This is a genomic window from Clostridium sp. D53t1_180928_C8, assembly GCF_015667795.1.
Classification (GTDB): domain Bacteria; phylum Bacillota; class Clostridia; order Clostridiales; family Clostridiaceae; genus Clostridium.
Window position 1 is genome coordinate 93,149 of record NZ_JADPEL010000002.1, and the last position, 21,264, is coordinate 114,412.

Consider the following 21,264-nt stretch of genomic DNA (forward strand, 5'->3'; position numbering starts at 1 on the left):
TAATATTAACTATATGGTAACGTAATAAATTTATAGTTAGGATATAAACTGACTTCTTAATTCTATCTGAAGCTAAGAAGTCGTTATCTATAAGCTTAGAGTTGTTAATTTCCATCTTAAATCAGATGACTTATTACAACTTATAGCTATCAGATAAACACTTATAGAAAAAAAGAAAAGGGGTGCTATATTTGGAAAACGTAGCAGAAAAGAAAAAAGTTATTTTCAGTGGTATTCAACCATCTGGTAATTTAACTTTAGGAAATTACTTAGGAGCATTAAAAAACTGGGTTAAACTTCAAGATGAATACGATTGTTTCTTCTGTGTTGTTGATTTACACGCTATAACAGTTAAACAAGTTCCTGCTGATTTAAGAAAAAGAACTCTAGAAGTTTTAGCTATTTATATAGCTTGTGGCATTGATCCAGAAAAAAATACATTATTTATTCAATCTCATGTACCAGCTCATGCTGAAGGTGCTTGGCTTTTAACATGTAATACTTATATGGGTGAACTTTCAAGAATGACTCAATTTAAGGATAAATCTCAAAAACATGGTGATTCTATCCCTGTAGGTTTATTTACTTATCCAGTACTTATGGCTGCAGATATTTTATTATATAATACTGACTTAGTTCCTGTTGGAATTGACCAAAAGCAACACTTAGAATTAGCTAGAGATTTAGCTGGTAGATTTAATAATGCTTATAGCCCAACATTTAAGGTTCCAGACCCTTATATTCCACCAGTTGGTGCAAAGGTTATGAGTTTACAAGATCCATCTAAAAAGATGTCAAAATCAGATGATAATCCAAATAGCTACATCTTAATTATGGATACTCCTGATGTTATAAGAAAGAAAATATCTAGAGCTGTTACTGATAGTATAGGCGTTGTAAATTACTGTGATGAACAACCTGGAGTTAAAAACTTACTTGATATTCTTATTTCAATTAAAGGATATTCTAAAGATGAAGTTGTTGACCTTTACAAAGGAAAAGGTTATGCTGACTTAAAGAAAGATGTTGCAGATGCAATAGTTGATGAGTTAGCTCCTATTCAAGAAAGAGTTAACAACCTACTTAAAGATAAAAAATCTTTAGAAGACATATATAAACTAGGTGCTGAAAAAGCTAACTATGCTGCTATAAAAACACTTAGAAAAATGCAAAAGAAAATAGGTCTTATACCAAGATAATAAATAAAAAATAATAGAAACAGCCTCTTGGCTGTTTCTATTATTTTTCCCATGGTTTTGTATTTAAATATTCTATAAAATCTTCTCTAAGTTCTTCTCTTTTTAATGCAAACTCAACTGTCGCTTGTAAGAAACCTAACTTATCTCCAACATCGTATCTTCTTCCTTCAAAATCATATGCATACATAGCCTCATTTCTTATTAATGACTCTAACGCATCTGTTAATTGAATTTCATTTCCCTTACCAGGTTTAGTATTTTCTAATATCTCAAAAATTTGAGGTGTAATTATATATCTTCCTAAAATAGCAACATTACTTGGTGCTTCTTCTATTGATGGTTTTTCTACTAATCTCTTAACTTTATAAACTCTATCTTCAATATGAATTCCATCAACTATACCGTATTTATCAACGTTTTCAGGTGCTACAGTTTGAACTCCTACTATTGTTGTTTTATATTCATTAAAGCAATCTATTAATTGTTTTAAACAAGGAACCTCACTATCAACAACATCATCACCTAGCATTACAGCAAATGGTTCATTACCAACGAAAGATTTTGCACAATGAATAGCATGCCCTAATCCTCTTGGCTCCTTTTGTCTTATATAGTGAATATCAACCATATCAGATATGCCTCTAACTAAATCAAGCATTTCTTGCTTTCCAGCCTTTTCAAGTTCCATTTCCAATTCAACAGATTTATCAAAATGGTCCTCAATTGACTTTTTATTTCTTCCTGTTATTATTAGGATTTCTTCAATTCCAGACGCAACTGCTTCTTCAATAATATATTGAATTGTTGGTTTATCAACTATTGGTAGCATTTCCTTTGGTTGAGCCTTTGTTGCTGGTAAAAATCTTGTTCCAAGACCAGCTGCTGGTATTATAGCCTTTCTTACTTTCATCTTATTACCTCTCTAACTCAGTAAAATTTTAGTATACATAACTGACAATCCCAAATTAATTTGGTAATTGAAAGTTACTCATTCTCAATCAATAGAACGAGTTTCATATTACTATAATAACATAATGTAATTATCAATACTATATTTAGTACCTTAATATTACCATTCGCAAACCCTATTTTTACATGTAATATTTTGTTGAAAAAAAACATATATAATGTTATTATTATATCAAATTTTACAATTTAACAAAAAAAATTAAAAAAATCTTGCCAATTTATTAATTAATTAATAAAAAAATTAAAAAGACAGAAAGAGGTACACATATGAAAAATAAAACAAGAGACTCTATAGTAGTAGGGTTTGCATTATTTTCAATGTTCTTTGGTGCTGGAAATTTAATATTCCCACCATCACTAGGAAATAAATTAGGAGATCAATACTTATTGGGTATTTTAGGATTTATCCTAACAGGAGTAGGTCTACCTTTACTTGCTATATTAGCTTGTTCTAAAGGAAATGGTACATTTGAAAGTATTACAAATAAAATTGGTGCTAAATTTACATTAATTCTTACAACAGTTTTATTCTTTGCTATAGGTCCATTATTAGCAATACCAAGAACTGCTGCAACTACTTTTGAAATATCCATATTGCCATTTTTCCCAACATGGTCACCTATAATAATAATGGCAATTTATTTCTTAATAAATTTATTCTTTGTTCTAAAACGTTCTTCTATTATAGATACAATAGGTAAGTTTTTAACACCTGCATTAATAATTGTATTAACTATAGTAATTGTTAAAGGTATAATAGATCCAATAGGTGAATTAGTTCCTACAGGTGCTACTAATATATTATCAATGTCTTTACTTGAAGGCTATCAAACAATGGACGCATTAGGTGCATTACTATTTGCAGGTGTTATTACTTCTTCAATCGTTGAAAAGGGCTATAAAGATAGAGAAGTAAAATCAGTTTTATTAAAAGCTAGTCTTATTGCTGTTGTTGGTTTAGCATTTGTTTATGGTGGATTAACATTTATAGGTGCGCACACTGTTAACTTGGTTGATTCTGGAATTGGTAATACCGCATTATTAGTATTCATAGCTAATAAAATTCTAGGAACTTTCGGTTTAGTATTAATCGGAACTGCTATTGGTCTTGCTTGTTTAACTACATCAATTGGCTTATTAACTGCTGGTGCTACTTTCTTTGAAAAAGTAAGTAATGGAAAATTATCATATAAATTTAATGCTATAATCATCTCTTTAATGAGTTATATAATAGCTTGTCAAGGTGTTGATAAAATTGTTAAGTTATCAGTTCCAATATTAAATGTTTTATACCCAGTAGCTATTACAATTATTGTTGTTACTTTACTTAATAAATTCTTAACTAATATTATTGCTATTAGATTAGCAGTTTATGTTTCTTTAGCATGTGGATTATTATTCTCATTCTTCGGAGATTCATTAAGCTTTATGCCATTAGCTGGAATTGGATTCGGTTGGGTTATTCCTACTATTATAGCTTTAGTTATTGGATCATTTATAAAACCTAAAAAAACAGTTTAATAAATACATAAAAGGTATGTGATTTTAAATTCACATACCTTTTAGTTTTAGTCTTTAACTATTCTTATTTCTATCCCCTCAAGCCTTAATGACTTTCCTGTAGTTCCTGAAATCTCACCATCTCTTTTCCAATTTTGCCATCCTTCATTTTGCACATGAGTTCTATACTCTACATGGTATCCTGGAGCCCCAATTAATTCTATTTGAATGCCTTCTAACCTCTTAGATTTTCCTTCTGTTCCAGATACTTGGCCATCTGTTTTCCAAGATTGCCATCCTATATCTTGGATATGAGTTCTGTATCTAACATAAGCACCTTCTGGTAAATTTTTAGTATCAATTACTATACCTTCAAGTCTTAAAGCCCTTCCTTCTGTTCCTGACATTTGTCCATTGCTAACGAACTCTTGCCATCCGTCATATTGTACATGACATTTGTAACTTATAGTTGGAGTTTTTTCAGCTATTCTTATTTCAATAGCTTCAAGTCGTAAAGATTTACCTTGTGTTCCCGCAATTTCTCCACTACTTTTCCACTCTTGCCATCCTTCATTTTGTACATGTACTCTATATTGTACTTCTAATCCTTCTGGTAAATTAGTTGCTTCAATCTTTATACCTTCAAGCCTTAGAGATTTACCTTCCGTTCCTGAAACTTCACCATTATACTTCCAATCCTGCCACCCTACATTTTGAATATGAGTACTATATCTAATACTAGCTCCAGGATAATTTTCTAAATTAATTCTTATCCCCTCAAGTCTTAAAGCTTGGCCTTCTGTTCCTGACATTTGTCCATTACTTTTATTTGATTGCCACCCTACATTTTGAATATGAGTAGAATATACTACCGATGGTATACCTATTACATTTGAATTACTTCCATCACTGATTATCTTAACGCCAGAAGTATTCACATATCCTTTGGAGTCCCAATTATAATCTCCATTATAGCTGTTATCACTAACCGGTGTATTTCTTTCTGGATATATTTGATACATAGCTTGTCCATTAACGTAAACTATATCATTATTAGCAAAAGCAAATGTAGCTCCTATCCAACCATGATTATTATCAACTTTATATATTGTTGATCCTGAACTATTTTTAACCTCATTATTTGTTGTATACATACCAATTTTATATCTATTTGTATCTATTAATGAGCTTACTTTATTGCCAGATAAATATAAATCAGCATCAAATGCATACCTTGCTGCTTTTTCTCCCCAGAATGGATCTGATGCATACTTTACATTAGCACCTACACCTTTGTTACCTAATAAACCACCAAAGTGTCTCCAATCTGATGGATTAGTATATCCCTTTGACATATAATTCTTAGCAAACTCTATTACTGAATCTCCTGGAGTAGCAAATACATCTGCTGCACCAGTATTAGAGTCATATGCCTTAATCCCAAAAAGATTATTTTTTTGTTGTGCTATAGCTGATGTTCCCCATCCACTTTCATTAATAGCTACACCTAATATTAATAATGCATTTACTCCATATTTCTCTTCTGCATCCTTCAATGCTTGTCCTATTCCTCTTAACTTAGAGTTATCTTTTGTTTTAGCATTAATATAATTATCTAATTGTGTTGCACTATATATTGTCTTACTTCTTAAAGGTAGATATTGATAATAAAGATAGTATGGATTATTTTTATTAACTGCGTTATTTTTATTTCCAGCCTTTAAATCATTAATTAATGTATTTAATCCACTTTCAATATTACTTCCATCATAGAAATAATTACCATCATAACTAAAATAACGAGTATTTGTAGCTAAATAACTTGGTGCTTTTCCAATAGCAATTTTATATCCATTAGTTCCTATTAAATCCTTTGAAATGTAATGATATAATATTCCACCTTCTGAAATATAATAACTTGGATTTTTTACTTGATTCATAGGAACTATTCTTAAATCGCTTAAAGCCTCATTATTAAGATTACTTTTAACCCACCCAGTATATCCTGAAACTTGAATTTTAGCTGCAGTACTAGTGCTTTCAATAAGAGGTATATCGCTTACATAAGCTTGGTTAACATATGTAAAAGCACTACTTAATGATGATGTTGTATATATATTTACAGTTGCATTTGAAGTATTTAATATATATGCCATAGCATTTGTTGAATATACAACTTGTCCATTTTTATTTATTATAACAGGAATTATACTATCTTCTGAAATTGGAAGTGGTGTATTTTCTAAAATCTGAATAGCATCTTCATAACTATTACTACTTCCTACAAAGTAATAACTTCCATCACCATATGCTAATGCAATTTCATACTCATCATCAGTCTTAGTATCTAAAACTTCATAATTATCTATAATTGCTTTTGGTGATAAAGATTCATTTATCTCTTCTATACTATCATTTGATAATTTATATAGTTCTTGAGACTTAATATTATTTATATAATTTTTATCATATTTACTATTAAGTAAAGCTTCATTTTCACTCATATTATCGGGTTGTACTGATTCATTTGTTTCTTGAACTAAATCCTCACCCTCTTGTATATCATCTAATGTATTTTCCTGCGTTGATTCATCTTTAGTAATATCAGCTTCTTCATTATTATCTATACCCTCTGTCATAATAATAGCTGAATTTTCATCAGTAATTTTTTCTGCATTTACATTGTTTATTGGTGTAATTAAACTAGCAATAAACAATACTAAACTTAAAATTGAAATTTTTCTCTTCAAAGTATCCCCCCTAAATTCAAAATTTTATAAATATCTACAATAATTATATTTTACATAAAAATTTCCTTATAGTAAAACAATTTCTGACTTTTTAATCCTACTTCAAACTTTATTCTATAATAAAGACCATGAATAAATATGTTTTTTTAGAATAATTATATCTACATAAAAAAACTGACTCCTGCTAAATGCAGGAATCAGTTTTTAACTTCTTAAATTTTTTAATGTCTATATAGAATTAATTTTAAGTTTATAAACACTCACGTTTATAAACTTATTGTAAAACATTTCCTATATTCTTTGCTACTATTTCTGCTAACTTTTGTTGATGAGATGTAGCGCTTACTTTAACTGCTTCTGTTGGATTAGTTATAAATCCATTTTCTATTAATATTGAAGGCATTAAAGTATTTTTACAAACATATAAGTTACTATCCTTAGCTCCTCTATTATATAAACCTAAAGTAGATGAACCTTCATTACTAATTGTTGTTGCTAATGCTTTACTTATTTGAGATTTTTCTTCAAGATTTCTAGCTGTATATGATCTTCTTTCTAAAGTTAAATCTCTTCCATCTTGAGTTATTAAACCTCTTGACACCATATTAGTTGAAACCGGAGTTCCTGTACTATAATATACCTCAAATCCATGTGCTGAAGGACTAGTATATGAATTATGGTGTATTGACACAAATAAATCAGCATCCAACTCATTTGCAACCTTTACTCTCTTCTTTAAGCTTTCAGTAGAGTCTTTATCTATTATTAGCCCATCATATCTTGTCATATAAACCTCTATTCCCATAGCCTCTAATTGAGCTTTTAACTTAACAGCAATTTGTAAGTTCAAATTTCCTTCTACATATCTAATTCCATTATGAGTAGCTGATGCACCTGGATCTACTGACTCAATTTCATGCCCTGGATCTACTACTACTAATTTAGATTTTCTATGAGTAAAGTTTCTTTCTATAGTTTTAACAGTTCCATTATTTTCAGTAATCTTTATTACTAATGTCTTATCTCCAGAACCTACCTTTGATATATCAATGATCCCATCAAATCCTGGATTATTTCCACTTGGATATCCTGGGTATACATTATTTACATCTTTTCTTTCAGTTCCGTATTTAACAGTTCCTAAATCTTTTCCATCAATATAAGCTCTTACTTCTCTTACTCCACTTGATGATAAAGCCCATCCTCTTACTTTTAATGTATTTCCAGCAACTATTTCATTTGTAACTGGACTATCTAAACAAGTACGAGTTTCTAATCTTTGTATATTTATTTTTCTTTCAATTTCTTGTATATTACCATTATTTGAAGAAACCTTTATCTTTAAGCTCTTTACTCCACTTCCTATATTTGATAGATCAACATTTCCATCAAATCCTGGGTTATTTCCACTTGGATATCCTGGATATACATTATTTACATCAGCTCTATTTGTTCCATAAGGCACAGTTCCTAGATCTTTTCCATCAACATATACTCTTACTTCTTTTATTCCAGTAGAATTTAATGCCCAACCTCTTATTTTTAAAGTATTTGAACTTATTAATTGATTATTTACAGGCTCATCTAAACATATTATAGATTTTGGTCTTTGTATTTTTATTGTTCTTTCAATTTCTTGTATATTACCATCATTTGAAGAAATCTTTACCTTTAAACTTTTTACTCCATCCTCTACATTTGATAGATCAACATTTCCATCAAACCCTGGATTATTTCCACTTGGATATCCTGGATATACATTATTTACATCAGATCTATTTGTTCCATAAGGTACAGTTCCTAGATCTTTTCCATCAACATATACTCTTACTTCCCTAACTCCGCTTTCATCTAATGCCCATCCTCTTATCTTCAGACTATTTCCTGTCACTGAATAATTGCTAATTGGTTCATCTAAGCATACTCTTGTTTCTGCTCTCTTTATTTTTATTGCTCTTTCAATAGTTTGAGTTTTTCCATCATTTGCAGTTATTCGTACTGTTAATGTCTTATTTCCAGATGATATACTTGATATATTAACTGTTCCATCAAACCCTGGATTATTTCCACTTGGATATCCTGGATACACATTATTTACATCAGATCTGTTTGTTCCATAAGGCACAGTTCCTAAATCTTTTCCGTCAACGTATACTCTTACTTCTTTTATTCCAACTGATGATAATGCCCATCCTCTTATTTTTAGACTATTTCCTGTTAGTGTATAACCGCTGCTAGGCTCATCTAAACATATCCTTGTTTCTAACCTAACTACTTTTATTGTTCTTTCTATAGTCTTTTCTGTTCCATCATTAGAAGTTATCTTTACTGCTAATTTCTTGTCTCCAGCCGATATATTTGATATATCTACTGTCCCATCAAAACCTGAGTTATTTCCACTTGGATACCCTGGATATACATTGTTTACATCAGGTCTATTTGTTCCATAAGGTACAGTTCCTAGATCCTTTCCATCAACGTATACTCTTACTTCCTTAACTCCATACTCATCTAATGCCCAACCTCTAATCTTGATCTTTTCATTAGAAATAACTGTATTATCACTTGGAGTATCTAAAGTGTTTATCTTTGGTAGATTATTAACTTTTCCTATAGTGATATTTCTCTTATGACTTTGAGTCTCTCCATTTCTAGAAACTATTATTACCTCAACAGTCTTATTTCCGGTTCCTAATTGACTAATATCAATAGTCTCTTCAAATCCCGAAAGTTCTCCATTAAAATATCCTGGATAGGCAGAGTTAATATCAGCTCTAGAAATTCCTGTATTTAGAGTTGCAACTTGAGCATTATCAACTAAGACCTTAACTTCCTTAATTCCAAATGCATGTAAGGCCCATCCCTTAATTCTTAATTTACCATTAACAATAATCTCAGAATTAGAAGGTGATTCTAAATTACTTTTTGCTGGTAAATATTCAGAATTACTTGCTTCACAATACAATCTAAATAAGTCTATTCCATAGTTTGGATCTGAAGCCCAACTGCCAGTTAATCCTATAACATCTTTTGCCTTACCCAAAATTCCACTAGCGGTTCCAAACCATCCTATATGTCTTGGGTCATAAGTTTCATCTACTGCTAACGGCTCATTTTTCCACTTATCTACATATTTTGTTTTGGGAAATCCATCTGCTGATGCATATAGTGCTAAATGATCTAAATGAGCTAATACACCTTGTTCCCAAGTATCGAATCTTTTATGTGCATTAGGGTCATAATCACCACCACCACTGGGGTTCTTTAATCCACATGGATTATGATATGATTCATCTAGAACTCCACCAAACCTTCCATAACCAGTTTCTTTAGCAGCTTGTACATAAGCTACTACCCAGTTTATGCCTCCTCTTGATTCAGCATATTGTTTATATAACTTTGCTAAACCAACAAAGGTTTCAGTAGCGTTCTTACTTCTTGCCCAAGCCTCCACCGACTCTAAAGAAGTGTCCACAGTTGAAACAATCTTAACATTTCCGATTGCTCTACTGTTTGTCCCATTATTTAGTGCATAAACATTAAATGTAAATGAATTAAGCATAAATATTAGGCAGACTAATAATAAAAATGATTTATTTTTTTTCATTTCTTTCCCCCATTTTTATTTATAATATACAAATGTAATAGTAACACATTATAAATATATTTGTAAACACATGTCACATTTATTATTAAATGGATATTTAAAGTTATATTATGGATAAAAACCTCATTATTTCTTATTAAATATCTCTTACTTTAAATAGCTTGTACATTATTGTTATATCTTGTTTAATCATATATACTAATATAAGGAAAGAAAATATATCAAAGGAGATTATCATGAGTATCTTTACACCTTTAATAATTATTTTAATGTTATTATTAAACTATTATTTATATAAAAGAAATTCATATTCAAAAAGTTTCTTTTTACTCTCTAGTAGTTTTTTAGTAATTTACGCTCTATTTTCTATAATTATTTATTATAATAATTTATCCCATGGATTTGAACATGGAGTATTATTTGGAAACGTGGCTAATAATCACTTCTGTGATGAATATAAATATTACATAGATTCTGATATCTTATTAAATCATTTAAAAAACGGAGATATTAGTGCATGGTTACATAAAGAATTACCTATATATGAATTTGTTGATCCAGAAGGGCATGCTAGTTATGGAAACTATAATATATTCGTAATATTCCTGACATTCCTTAAAGGTATAGGTATTAAGTCTACTTTAGACTTAATATTAATAAAATTATTTGTATACATACCAACATCAATATTTTTATATAAGACATCTAGATTATATTTAAATGAAAAGCTTTCTTTAATAAGCGTAGGAATTTTCAGTATATTACCAGGATACATATTATGTAATTCTTTACTTATGAGAGATAATATAATAATTGGAATAACCATAATATTAATTTATTATATACTTTCTCAAAAAGTAAATTATAAATCAATTATTTTAATTTTACTTTTAGCTGTACTCTTATTAGAGTTCAGATCGTATTCATTATTAGTATTTATTGCATGTATTATTTTTACTTTCAAAAATAATAAACGTATTTTTAGCTTTAAAGACATAATTTACTTCATTGCAATAATTGCTACCATTTACTTTTTTGTAAACTTTAATTTTCAATTACAACATTCAAATACATTCTTCTCCTTCTTCCAAATTACGCACTTACAAGATATCTTTACTGCTCAATTTGGAAATGGACCTAAGATGATAATTAACTTATTTGTTCAATTAGTTATGCATGTTATATACGATCCACCACTATTTAATTTCTTAACAACAGGATTAGTATATTTAATTGTATACTCTTTAGGTAATATTTTAGGAGTAATTTTAAGTGTTGTTTCTTGTTTAGCATTTATATACTTTATAATAAAAGTTAAAGATAAAAAAGCAATATTATTATTTAAATTTACAGCTTATTATACAATACTAACTGGTTTAGTCGTGTTAGCTAAAGACTTATTCATTATTAATAGAATAGCTCTTATGTGGTTGCCTTTATTTATAATAATACTACTTTATAGTATAAATTCTTTTATAAATAAAACATCAAAACATTAAATAAAAAAATAAGCCTATATTGAAGACTTAATAAACTTCAATATAGACTTTTATTTAAATATATTTTAAATAAAAATAAAAGCTGGCATAAAGCCAGCTTTCTTAAAGCAATCAGAAATTACTTATACATTTCATTGTAGTAGTTCATGTATTCACCTGAAGTAACGTTTTTCATCCATTCTTGGTTATCTAAATACCATTGAATAGTCTTCTTGATTCCAACTTCAAATGTAGTTTCAGGATACCATCCTAATTCTTCTTTAATCTTAGTTGGATCAATTCCGTATCTTCTATCATGACCTTTTCTATCTTCAACATATTTAATTAAGTTTTCAGTAACTTCTTTATCTACATTTTCATTTAAGTAAGCAATTACTGTCTTAACTATTGTTATGTTAGTTCTTTCATTATGTCCACCAACGTTGTAAACTTCACCATTTCTACCATTGTTTATAACCATATCGATAGCTTTAGCGTGATCTTCAACAAATAACCAGTCTCTTATATTCATTCCATCACCGTAAACTGGTAAATCTTTATGATCTAAGCAGTTGTTGATTAGTAATGGTATTAACTTTTCTGGGAATTGGAATGGTCCATAGTTATTTGAACATCTTGTTATATTCATTGGCATTTTGTATGTATCATGGTATGCCTTAACCATTAAATCTGATCCAGCTTTACTTGAAGAGTATGGGCTGTGAGGATCTAATGGAGTAGTTTCCATGAAGTATCCTGTTTCTCCTAATGAACCGTAAACTTCATCTGTTGAAACGTGTAAGAATTTAACTCCTTCTTTCCATGTCCCATCTTCATTTTCCCATGCAGCTTTTGCACAGTTTAATAGATTTACTGTTCCCATAACATTTGTCTTAGCAAATACTTCTGGCTCTCTTATACTTCTATCAACATGAGATTCTGCTGCAAAGTGAGCAACATAGTCTATTTCATATTTTTCGAATAAAGAATTAACTAATTCATTATCACAGATATCCCCGTGTACAAATATATGTCTTGGATCATCTTGAATTGATTTTAAGTTTTCTAAGTTTCCTGCGTAAGTTAACTTATCTAAGTTTATTATTCTTATATCCTCATATTTATTTAACATGTATAATACAAAGTTTGAGCCTATAAATCCAGCTCCACCAGTTACTAAATAAGTTTTCATAATTAAATTCTCCTTATATCTCCAAATTTTAAGTTTATCGATAATTACTAATTATTTTTCAACATTATCCATGAAAGTCTTTAAAGCATCTTTCCAATCTCTCATTTCATCACCAACAGTACATCTAAGCATCATATTATCAAGTGATGAATATGCTGGTCTATCAGCTGAATTAGGATACATTGCTTTATATTCTGCTGAAGTACATGGATTTACCTTACAATCTCTTCCTGAAAGCTTCATTATTTCTGATGCAAAGTCATACCAGCTGCATTCACCTTTTCCAGTACAGTGGTATACCCCATATTCTTCTGTTTCAATAAGTTTTAATATGTGATATGCTAAATCATTAGCATGTGTAGGATTTCCAAGTTGATCATTTACAACACTTAAAGTATCTCTATCTTTACCTAACTTCATCATTGTATAAACAAAGTTGTGTCCTACATATCCATAAAGCCATGCTGTTCTAACTATATAATACTTTGATGAAAATTCTCTTACAAATTCTTCACCTAAAAGCTTAGTTTTTCCGTAAGAACTTACTGGCGCAACTATATCTGCTTCATTTAATGGTGTATCACCAACACCTCTAAATACATAGTCAGTTGAAACTTGAACTATTTTAGCTCCTATTTCTTCACAAACCATAGCTAAGTTTCTAGCACCTAAAGCATTAATTTTAAATGCTAAATCCTTATTTGCTTCACAACCATCAACATTTGTTGCTGCTGCACAGTTTATAACTACATCTGGATTTACTTCTTTTAAAACAGTTTTAACTTGTTCTAAGTTAGTTATATCTAATTTATCTACATCTACAGCAAAAACTTCAGCAGTTTTAATTGTATTTGAAACTGCTCCAATTTCAGCTGTTCCTGTAGATATTATTTTTTGAAGTTCATTTCCTAGTTGCCCATTTGAACCAGTTATTAAAATTTTCATTTAATTACCTCCTAGCCTTCGTACACAAAAGGTAAATCTAATTCTTTAAATTTCTTTTGCTTCTTATCTTTGTCAGATAATAAAACCTCTTCAATTCCATCTAATGGCCATTCTACAGCAACGTCTTCATCATTCCATAAAAGTCCGCCATCATGTTCTGGTGAATAGAAATCTGTACATTTATAGTTAAATGTTGCAGTTTCAGATAAAACTACAAATCCATGTGCAAAACCTTCTGGTACATAGAATTGTCTCTTATTTTCTGAACTTAAGTATACACCTTCCCATTGTCCATATGTAGGTGAACCCTTTCTTAAATCAACAGCAACATCCCACACTTCTCCTTCTGTACATCTTACAAGTTTACCTTGTGTATGTTGAGTTTGGAAGTGTAATCCTCTTAAAACACCCTTTTTAGATCTTGATTCATTATCTTGTACAAAAGTCATAGTTAATCCAGCTTTATCAAAATGCTCTTTATTATAACTTTCCATAAAATATCCTCTAGCATCTCCAAATACCTTTGGCTCAACTATGTATAAGTCAGGTATTTTAGTTTCTATAAATTTAAAATTTCCTACTTCAACCATCTCTCTACTCCTCAATTATATCTATTAAATATTTTCCATACTCTGTTTTCATTAAAGGTCCAGCTAATTCTCTAACTTGCTCCTTTGAAATCCAGCCTTGTCTATAAGCAATTTCTTCTAAACAAGCAATAAATGTTCCTTGAGTAGTTTGTACTGCTTCAACAAAGTTAGATGCCTTTAACATTGATACATGAGTTCCTGTATCAAGCCAAGCCATACCTCTACCTAATAAATTAACCTTTAAAGTTCCTTCTTCCATGTAAACTTTATTTAAATCAGTTATTTCTAGCTCACCTCTTGGTGACGGTTTTAAAGCCTTTGCTTTTTCAACTACTGAATTATCATAGAAATAAAGTCCTGGTACAGCATACTTTGATTTTGGTTTTTCTGGTTTTTCTTCTAAAGAAGTTACTTTACCATTTTCATCAAATCCAACTACTCCAAAAGCTCTTGGATCTTGAACATAATATCCAAATACCATTGCACCTTCTTTTAATTCTGCTGCTTCTTTTAAGTGAGCAGTAAAGCTTTGACCATAGAATATATTATCTCCTAATATCATAGCTACATTGTCATCACCAATGAACTCTTCACCAATTATAAATGCTTCTGCTAATCCATTTGGTTGTTCTTGAATTGCATATTCAATGTTTAAACCATATTCAGAACCATCCTTAAATAACTCCTTGAAGTTAACTATATCTCTTGGTGTTGAGATTATAAGAATATCTCTTATACCTGCTAACATTAATACTGACATTGGATAATAAATCATTGGTTTATCGTATATTGGAACCATTTGTTTTGACATTGCCTTTGTTACTGGATATAGTCTAGTTCCTGATCCACCTGCTAAAATAATACCTTTCATAACAAAATACCTCACTTTTTATTTTTTATAAAATTTCATCCCTATAAAACGTGCACCAAAATTAATTATTGCATCTGCAATAATTAATGGCTTTTTATCTTCTATACTTCTTTTTGCTATATATTTAAGAACAGTGAACCCACGTTCTCCTGCACTATACTCTTTTAAATATGAATTTTCTTCAAAGAATTTTCCTATGTCACCATATCTTTTTAATGTTTCTTTAAATGATAAATCATGAGAATGAATTATCTTAGAGTCTGCTGCATATTCAATTCTATATCCATTCATAATAAGTTTGTATGCAAAATACATATCTTCATTTGTAGGTAAATTTTTATTGTCATATCCATTTAACTCTACAAATATCTTCTTAGAAATGGCACTTGATGCATCTGAAAAGAAGAATGTCATAAGTCCCAACTTATCAATATCATCCTTACTTACTATTCTAGTTTCACTCGGATAATTTATTTCTCTTGTATATCTTTCAACCTTATGATTCTCATAACCTATTTGTCTACTAAAGGCAGCTTCACACTTACCATCAATTATATCTTTAGTTAAATAATATAACCAATATTCATCTGCTATTTTTATATCTTGAGTTATAAATACTAGTATATCACCTTCAGCCTCAAATGCCGCTTTTTCTCTAACTAAACTATGTGAAAATTCTTTTTTTGAAATCTTTTTGTAATTACATTTTAATTTTTTTAATTTCTCTTCTGTATTATCACTTGATTCAGTTAAAATAAACTTTATCTCAGCAATGCAAACATCCTTTTGCTTTTGTATATTCAAATATAAATCTTCTATATAACCTTCAGCATTATAAAGAGGACATATTATGGATATTTTCATTTACTCTTCCTCCAATTTCCCTATCTTAAATTGCACCTTCACCCTTAATTACAGAACCAAATGTTTTAAAAATTATTTTCACATCTAACCATAAGCTTCTGTTATCTATATAATACATATCCATCTTAATTCTTTCCTCATATGTAGTATCACTTCTTCCATGAGCTTGCCAATACCCTGTAAGTCCAGGAACAACTGAAAATAACTTTGGTGCATATTCGGCATAAAGTGCAACTTCCTTTTCAACGATTGGTCGAGGACCTACTATGCTCATTGTACCATTTAATATATTTATTAATTGTGGCAATTCATCTAAACTAGTTCTTCTTAAAAAATCTCCAACCTTAGTAACTCTAGGATCATTTTCTAATTTAAAGTTCTTATAAAATTCCTCTTTTTGTTCCTTGGTAAAGTTATCAAATATCTCCTGCGAGTTTTGATACATAGTTCTAAATTTATAAACTTTTATATCTTTGCCACCAATACCTTTTCTAGTATGGCCAAATATTATTGGACCTTTTGAGTCTAACTTTACAGCTATTGCAACAATAAGAAAAATCGGACTCAATAATATTAATCCCATTAAAGAACCAACTATATCCATTGCTCTTTTGAAAAATAAATAGAATCTCAATCCTTTTTTCTCATCCCCTATATCATTAACTCTAAAATCAGTCATATTATCACACTCCATATGAATCTCCGTTAATACTCCCTTATATTTATTATTATCAAAATCGATTATAATTACTATAATTTAAATTAATCTTTAAATTTAATATGGGTATATTTTATCTAATCCCCCTTAAGATATATTTAGTTTTTCCGAATTCTTATTTATATTATTCCATACGTCTACATTTTTTTCTACAATTTTCAAGTTTTCCGATTTTATTATACCTTAAATTTAGATTAATTTCTAATTATAGTCATACATAAAGTAAATCTTACTATTTAATAATATTAATGTCAATATAAAAGGTGCACTATAACGTGCACCTTAAGTAAATCTTAATAATTTATATATTAAAATTTAATTCTTTTCATCATACAACTGTATTAAATAAACTTCCATAACTAGTACAAAAAACACTGATAAACCGGCAATATAAGGATTAGTAATTGACGATGCTAAAATAGACATAGTTCCTACTGTCCATCCAACTAATATCTGCTCATCTCTTTCCTTTATCCCTTTTTTAAATAAAATCAACATTAGCTTAATAAAGTTATAAATTAAATATCCAAAGAAAATTAATACTCCAACTATACCTGTTTTAAACATTAATTCAATATAATATAGCTCAAAGCTACTACTACTAACCATTTGAAGACCATTCTCTTCCATATATTGAGGATATTCATAAATATGACCTCCAAATCCCCAACCTAAAACTGGCTTCTCTTTTATCTTATCAACTAAAAACCTAAGTTGAATCGCTCTTACCTTATTAGATTCATCATTTTCGAAATCTCCAATAGATTCTATTCTATCTTTTATACTTCCTGCTGAATCTGGTAAGTTTTGCTCTGGTGATACAGCAACAATGGTTTTAGGAATTATTACAGCAACTAAAATCAATGGAATAATAGCAATTAACACATTCTTTATAGTTAATCTATACTTTCTAACTCTCCATAAATAATATGCAAATGATAATACTACAACTCCTGCAGTTCCAAGCCAGAATCCTCTTGTGTTTGAAACATATATTCCAATTAAAAGTATTGATAATTTAACTATTCCAAATATATTTCTTTCTTTATTAAATAATTTAATAAACATAATGGCTACTGCAAGTTGCATAAAAATCCCATTATATAAATATACTCTAGCATAGTTATTAGATAAAACTAATCCACTTATTAATCCATACTGTAATTTACTATTTAAATTATTATAAGCAACTATTATTTCTAGATTATTTGGTAAATAAATTCTACTTACAAAAAATAATACTATAGTCATAATCGAAACTATAACTGCACAGTCTACAAATATATTTAGTATCTTATTAACATTTCCACTTCTACCTTTAACATAAGCAACTAAAAGTAATATATATAATATACCTAAAAATGAATTTACATCTGAGAAAATATCTCCAAGACTATTTCCATTAATTAAACCTACTACACTACCATATGCTATATAAATACATACAACAATCATAGGAATTAAGAATTTCTTTTCAATTCTTATTTTTTCTCTAAAAATCATATATATAGAAAAAACTATTCCTATAGCAAATAATCCTTTTCTAATCGGCAAGCCAAATATATGTCCAAGTCCCCCTAATATGAATTCAATAAAAATTAAAGCTGTAACTATATTAAATATATTTCTTATGGTGTCCTTTTTATCTTCCATCTTCTTTTCTCCCACTCTACTAATTATTAATTATTATTAAATTTACCAAAAATATTATTTCTATAATCCTTTATACCTTTTTTAATATATTTAAATTTTTCTATTTTATTTTCTTCAAATAAAACAATCTTCAAGCTTTCAGTAATAAACCTTCTTTTATCAGTTAATATCCACGCTGGAAAATCCTCTTTATATTTATCCCAAATATAATGTCTATTTCTACTCATGTAATATCTTCTTACAGGGCTATGATTAGTAGGAATCATTTTTAACCCTAAAACACTTTTTTTAACGCTTTCTCCTAGATTATGTATTAATATTGCATCATTAACCTGAATTATTTTAAATCCTTTCTTATTCAAAGATAAACAATAATCATGGTCTACTAAATCAATAAATAATTTTTCATCATACATTCCAACATTTTTATATATTTCAGCTTTTGTTAATGCTCCTGAAGTAATTTCTGTTAATACTTCTATATAAGAATTTGAGACTTTTTCTTCATTAATATTAGACCCATTTTGATACTCTTTTTCCTCAACATGAACTGGCACAAGCATTGCTACTTTTTCTTTTAATTCATTATTAAATCCTTCATAGCACGCTAACATATTTTTAATCATATTATCTGTTATTATGCTATCATGATCTAAAGTTAATATCCAATTATAGCCTTTCTCAATTGAATATTTTATTCCTCTATTTAAAGCAAATGCAATTCCCTTATTATCTTCTAAGTATATAACAGTTACTTCATTTTCTAAATTTTTTAACATATTAATTGTTTCAGCTTTAGATCCGTTATCAACGACTATAATTTCATCAACTTTTCCCTTAAGCTTATTAATACGTTCCTTAAAATCATTTTCTACATTATATGTTATAATGATTGCTGCAACACTATTCAATGTTATCCCTCCATGTTACAAATCAAATAATTCATATATCTCTTCATTTGATATATTTATATTCTTTAATATTTGTTTTCTCTTTGTTTCCATTAGAGCTTTTTTACTCTTTACTTCTTTAACATATTTTAAGCATTTCCAATCAAATATCATAAAGAATACAAGGTACTTCATTGCACCTATGTATATTTTCCCTTTGTCCTTTTCAAATGCATAACTTGTTTCATTTTTCATAATCATTAAATAGTGATTTCTAAAGGAAATTCCCTTTAGGAACTCTGATTGACTTCTTCTATTCTTTATTGTATTTATTACACCTTTACTGCTATTCATACCTCTCCCATGATATGCAATAGCATCATGAACATAATAACATTTAAACCCATAAAGATTTAATCTCCAACAAATATCTATATCTTCCTTATAGGCAAAAAAATCATTATCAAAGTATTCTTCATTAACTTTTACTTTTTCTAATGCTTCTCTTTTAAATACTGCCGCAGCACCACAAACACCAAATACTCGTTTATCTTCTTCGTATTTTCCTTCATCTGGCTCATTTTGTCCTATGTCTATTCCTTGTCTGTAATGATTAAAAGCTATTCCTACTGAGTCTATTACATTTAACTTTTCATCTGTATCAAAGTCATACTTAAGTAATTTTCCTGTTACTGCGCCTATTGTATCATCTTCTGAAAATTTATTAATACAGTTTTTTATATAATTATCTCCAAATACTATATCAGGATTTGCAATAATTATATAATCACCTTTTGCTAATTCTATTCCTTTATTAGCACCACCAGCATATCCTGTATTTTTATTTTTAAATAATATTACCTCATCCTTAAAGTTTTCTTCGATAATATTAATTGAATTATCAGTTGAATCATTATCTATAATTATGATTTCTATATTTTTATAATTTTGCTCTAATAATGATTTTATACATTTATATAAGTACTTTTCACCATTCCAATTAACTATTGCTACAGAAACTAATTTATTCATATATAAACTTCTCTCTTTCTCTAACTAAATAGCCTTATTTAATTTTATTAACTATTTATCAAAATTTTCATTACCGCTATATTCATCAACAAAATATAGTGGTCTATTTTTAACTTCTATGAATATTCTTCCTAAATATTCACCTATTATCCCTAGGCAAACTAACTGAATTCCACCTAATAATAGTATTATACATACTAGGCTTGCATATCCAGGAACATCTACACCTCTAATAATAGTCTTAAAGAATATAAATATCATATATCCAATAGATCCTATTGCACTTACCATTCCCATTATAGTTGCAATTCTTAAAGGGGCTACAGTAAATGAAGTAATTCCTTCAATAGCTAGGTCAAATAATTTGAAATAATTCCACTTTGTAGTACCTGCTACTCTAGGATCTCTATCAAATTCAATTGCTTTTTTCTTAAACCCAATTAAGCTAAACATTCCCTTAGTATACCTTTGCTTTTCTGGAAATGCCTTTAACGCTTCAACAGCTCTTCTACTTAATAATCTAAAATCACCTGTATCCTCTTGAATAGGTACTGATGATACACTTCTTAATACTCTATAAAAAGCATGAGATGTAAATTTCTTTAATGCAGTTTCACCTTTTCTACTTCTACGTTTTGCATATACATCATCATAGCCTTCCTCATAATATTTAAGCATATCTATTATTAATTCAGGTGGATCTTGTAAGTCTGCATCTATTATAGCAACCACATCACCCTTTACATAATCAAGAGCTGCAGCCATAGCTATTTCTTTTCCAAAATTTCTAGATAAGTTTACATAGCATACTCTTGAATCATTCTCCCTATATTGCTTTACAATTTCCAATGAATTATCTTTGCTTCCATCGTTAACAAATAAAAATTCCATATTATAATTAGAAATATTTTCTGCAAGCTTTACTAGTCTATCATATAAATAAGGTAAAGATTCCTCTTCATTATACATTGGTATTATTATGGATATTAATTCCTTCATAACTTTC

General features: G+C 28.9%; 16 protein-coding genes and 1 pseudogene. 3 read left to right on the plus strand and 14 right to left on the minus strand.

What is annotated here, in order from left to right:
- The first annotated feature begins 191 nt into the window (after positions 1–191).
- On the plus strand, positions 192–1,199 hold the full coding sequence (gene trpS / locus I4V51_RS01885; protein WP_195986641.1) for a tryptophan--tRNA ligase: 1,008 nt from the start codon (positions 192–194) through the stop codon (positions 1,197–1,199).
- A 40-nt stretch (positions 1,200–1,239) separates the two neighbouring features.
- Here trpS and galU read toward each other — a convergent pair whose 3' ends face one another.
- Positions 1,240–2,109: a UTP--glucose-1-phosphate uridylyltransferase GalU gene (gene galU, locus I4V51_RS01890; protein WP_195986642.1), complete on the minus strand. Its 870-nt coding sequence runs from the start codon at positions 2,107–2,109 to the stop codon at positions 1,240–1,242.
- Positions 2,110–2,435: 326 nt separating this feature from the next.
- On the opposite strand from galU, the gene brnQ reads away from it, so the two are divergent.
- Positions 2,436–3,689: a branched-chain amino acid transport system II carrier protein gene (gene brnQ, locus I4V51_RS01895; protein WP_195986643.1), complete on the plus strand. Its 1,254-nt coding sequence runs from the start codon at positions 2,436–2,438 to the stop codon at positions 3,687–3,689.
- Between the two features lie 47 nt (positions 3,690–3,736).
- On the opposite strand, the gene I4V51_RS01900 is transcribed toward brnQ, so the two are convergent.
- From I4V51_RS01900 to I4V51_RS21010, 3 genes and pseudogenes are all read right to left on the minus strand, one after another.
- Positions 3,737–6,418, minus strand: coding sequence for a glucosaminidase domain-containing protein (locus I4V51_RS01900; RefSeq protein WP_195986644.1), 2,682 nt, complete (start codon positions 6,416–6,418; stop codon positions 3,737–3,739).
- Between the two features lie 274 nt (positions 6,419–6,692).
- Positions 6,693–9,383 (minus strand): N-acetylmuramoyl-L-alanine amidase, encoded by a 2,691-nt coding sequence (locus I4V51_RS01905; protein ID WP_243281364.1) that lies wholly within the window; start codon positions 9,381–9,383, stop codon positions 6,693–6,695.
- Positions 9,378–9,980, minus strand: a pseudogene (locus I4V51_RS21010) (glucosaminidase domain-containing protein); the annotation flags it as partial. The pseudogene I4V51_RS21010 and the gene I4V51_RS01905, both read right to left, overlap by 6 nt.
- Before the next feature lie 281 nt (positions 9,981–10,261).
- On the opposite strand from I4V51_RS21010, the gene I4V51_RS01910 reads away from it, so the two are divergent.
- Positions 10,262–11,524, plus strand: coding sequence for a hypothetical protein (locus tag I4V51_RS01910; protein WP_195986646.1), 1,263 nt, complete (start codon positions 10,262–10,264; stop codon positions 11,522–11,524).
- Between the two features lie 118 nt (positions 11,525–11,642).
- Here I4V51_RS01910 and rfbB read toward each other — a convergent pair whose 3' ends face one another.
- The 10 genes from rfbB to I4V51_RS01960 all read right to left on the minus strand — a co-directional run bounded on the left by rfbB (position 11,643) and on the right by I4V51_RS01960 (position 21,257).
- The gene (gene rfbB, locus I4V51_RS01915; RefSeq protein ID WP_195986647.1) at positions 11,643–12,695 is read right to left on the minus strand and encodes a dTDP-glucose 4,6-dehydratase; all 1,053 of its coding nucleotides are present in this window, start codon (positions 12,693–12,695) and stop codon (positions 11,643–11,645) included.
- 51 nt (positions 12,696–12,746) lie between these two features.
- On the minus strand, positions 12,747–13,640 hold the full coding sequence (gene rfbD, locus I4V51_RS01920) for a dTDP-4-dehydrorhamnose reductase (protein WP_195986648.1): 894 nt from the start codon (positions 13,638–13,640) through the stop codon (positions 12,747–12,749).
- Between the two features lie 11 nt (positions 13,641–13,651).
- Entirely contained in the window at positions 13,652–14,230 is a 579-nt protein-coding gene (gene rfbC / locus I4V51_RS01925) for a dTDP-4-dehydrorhamnose 3,5-epimerase (protein WP_195986649.1), read from the minus strand.
- 4 nt (positions 14,231–14,234) lie between these two features.
- On the minus strand, positions 14,235–15,101 hold the full coding sequence (gene rfbA, locus I4V51_RS01930; RefSeq protein WP_195986650.1) for a glucose-1-phosphate thymidylyltransferase RfbA: 867 nt from the start codon (positions 15,099–15,101) through the stop codon (positions 14,235–14,237).
- Between the two features lie 18 nt (positions 15,102–15,119).
- Positions 15,120–15,965, minus strand: coding sequence for a glycosyltransferase family 2 protein (locus I4V51_RS01935; protein ID WP_195986651.1), 846 nt, complete (start codon positions 15,963–15,965; stop codon positions 15,120–15,122).
- Between the two features lie 25 nt (positions 15,966–15,990).
- Positions 15,991–16,659 carry a sugar transferase gene (locus I4V51_RS01940; protein WP_243281358.1) on the minus strand — a complete coding sequence of 223 codons (669 nt, stop codon included), beginning with the start codon at positions 16,657–16,659 and terminating at the stop codon, positions 15,991–15,993.
- A gap of 339 nt (positions 16,660–16,998) precedes the next feature.
- Complete coding sequence (locus I4V51_RS01945; protein ID WP_195986652.1) at positions 16,999–18,336, minus strand: O-antigen ligase family protein; 1,338 nt, start codon at positions 18,334–18,336, stop codon at positions 16,999–17,001.
- Positions 18,337–18,362: 26 nt separating this feature from the next.
- Positions 18,363–19,247, minus strand: coding sequence for a glycosyltransferase family 2 protein (locus tag I4V51_RS01950; RefSeq protein WP_195986653.1), 885 nt, complete (start codon positions 19,245–19,247; stop codon positions 18,363–18,365).
- A gap of 15 nt (positions 19,248–19,262) precedes the next feature.
- Entirely contained in the window at positions 19,263–20,258 is a 996-nt protein-coding gene (locus I4V51_RS01955; protein WP_195986654.1) for a glycosyltransferase family 2 protein, read from the minus strand.
- Between the two features lie 51 nt (positions 20,259–20,309).
- Entirely contained in the window at positions 20,310–21,257 is a 948-nt protein-coding gene (locus I4V51_RS01960) for a glycosyltransferase family 2 protein (RefSeq protein ID WP_195986655.1), read from the minus strand.
- Between the last annotated feature and the right edge of the window lie 7 nt (positions 21,258–21,264).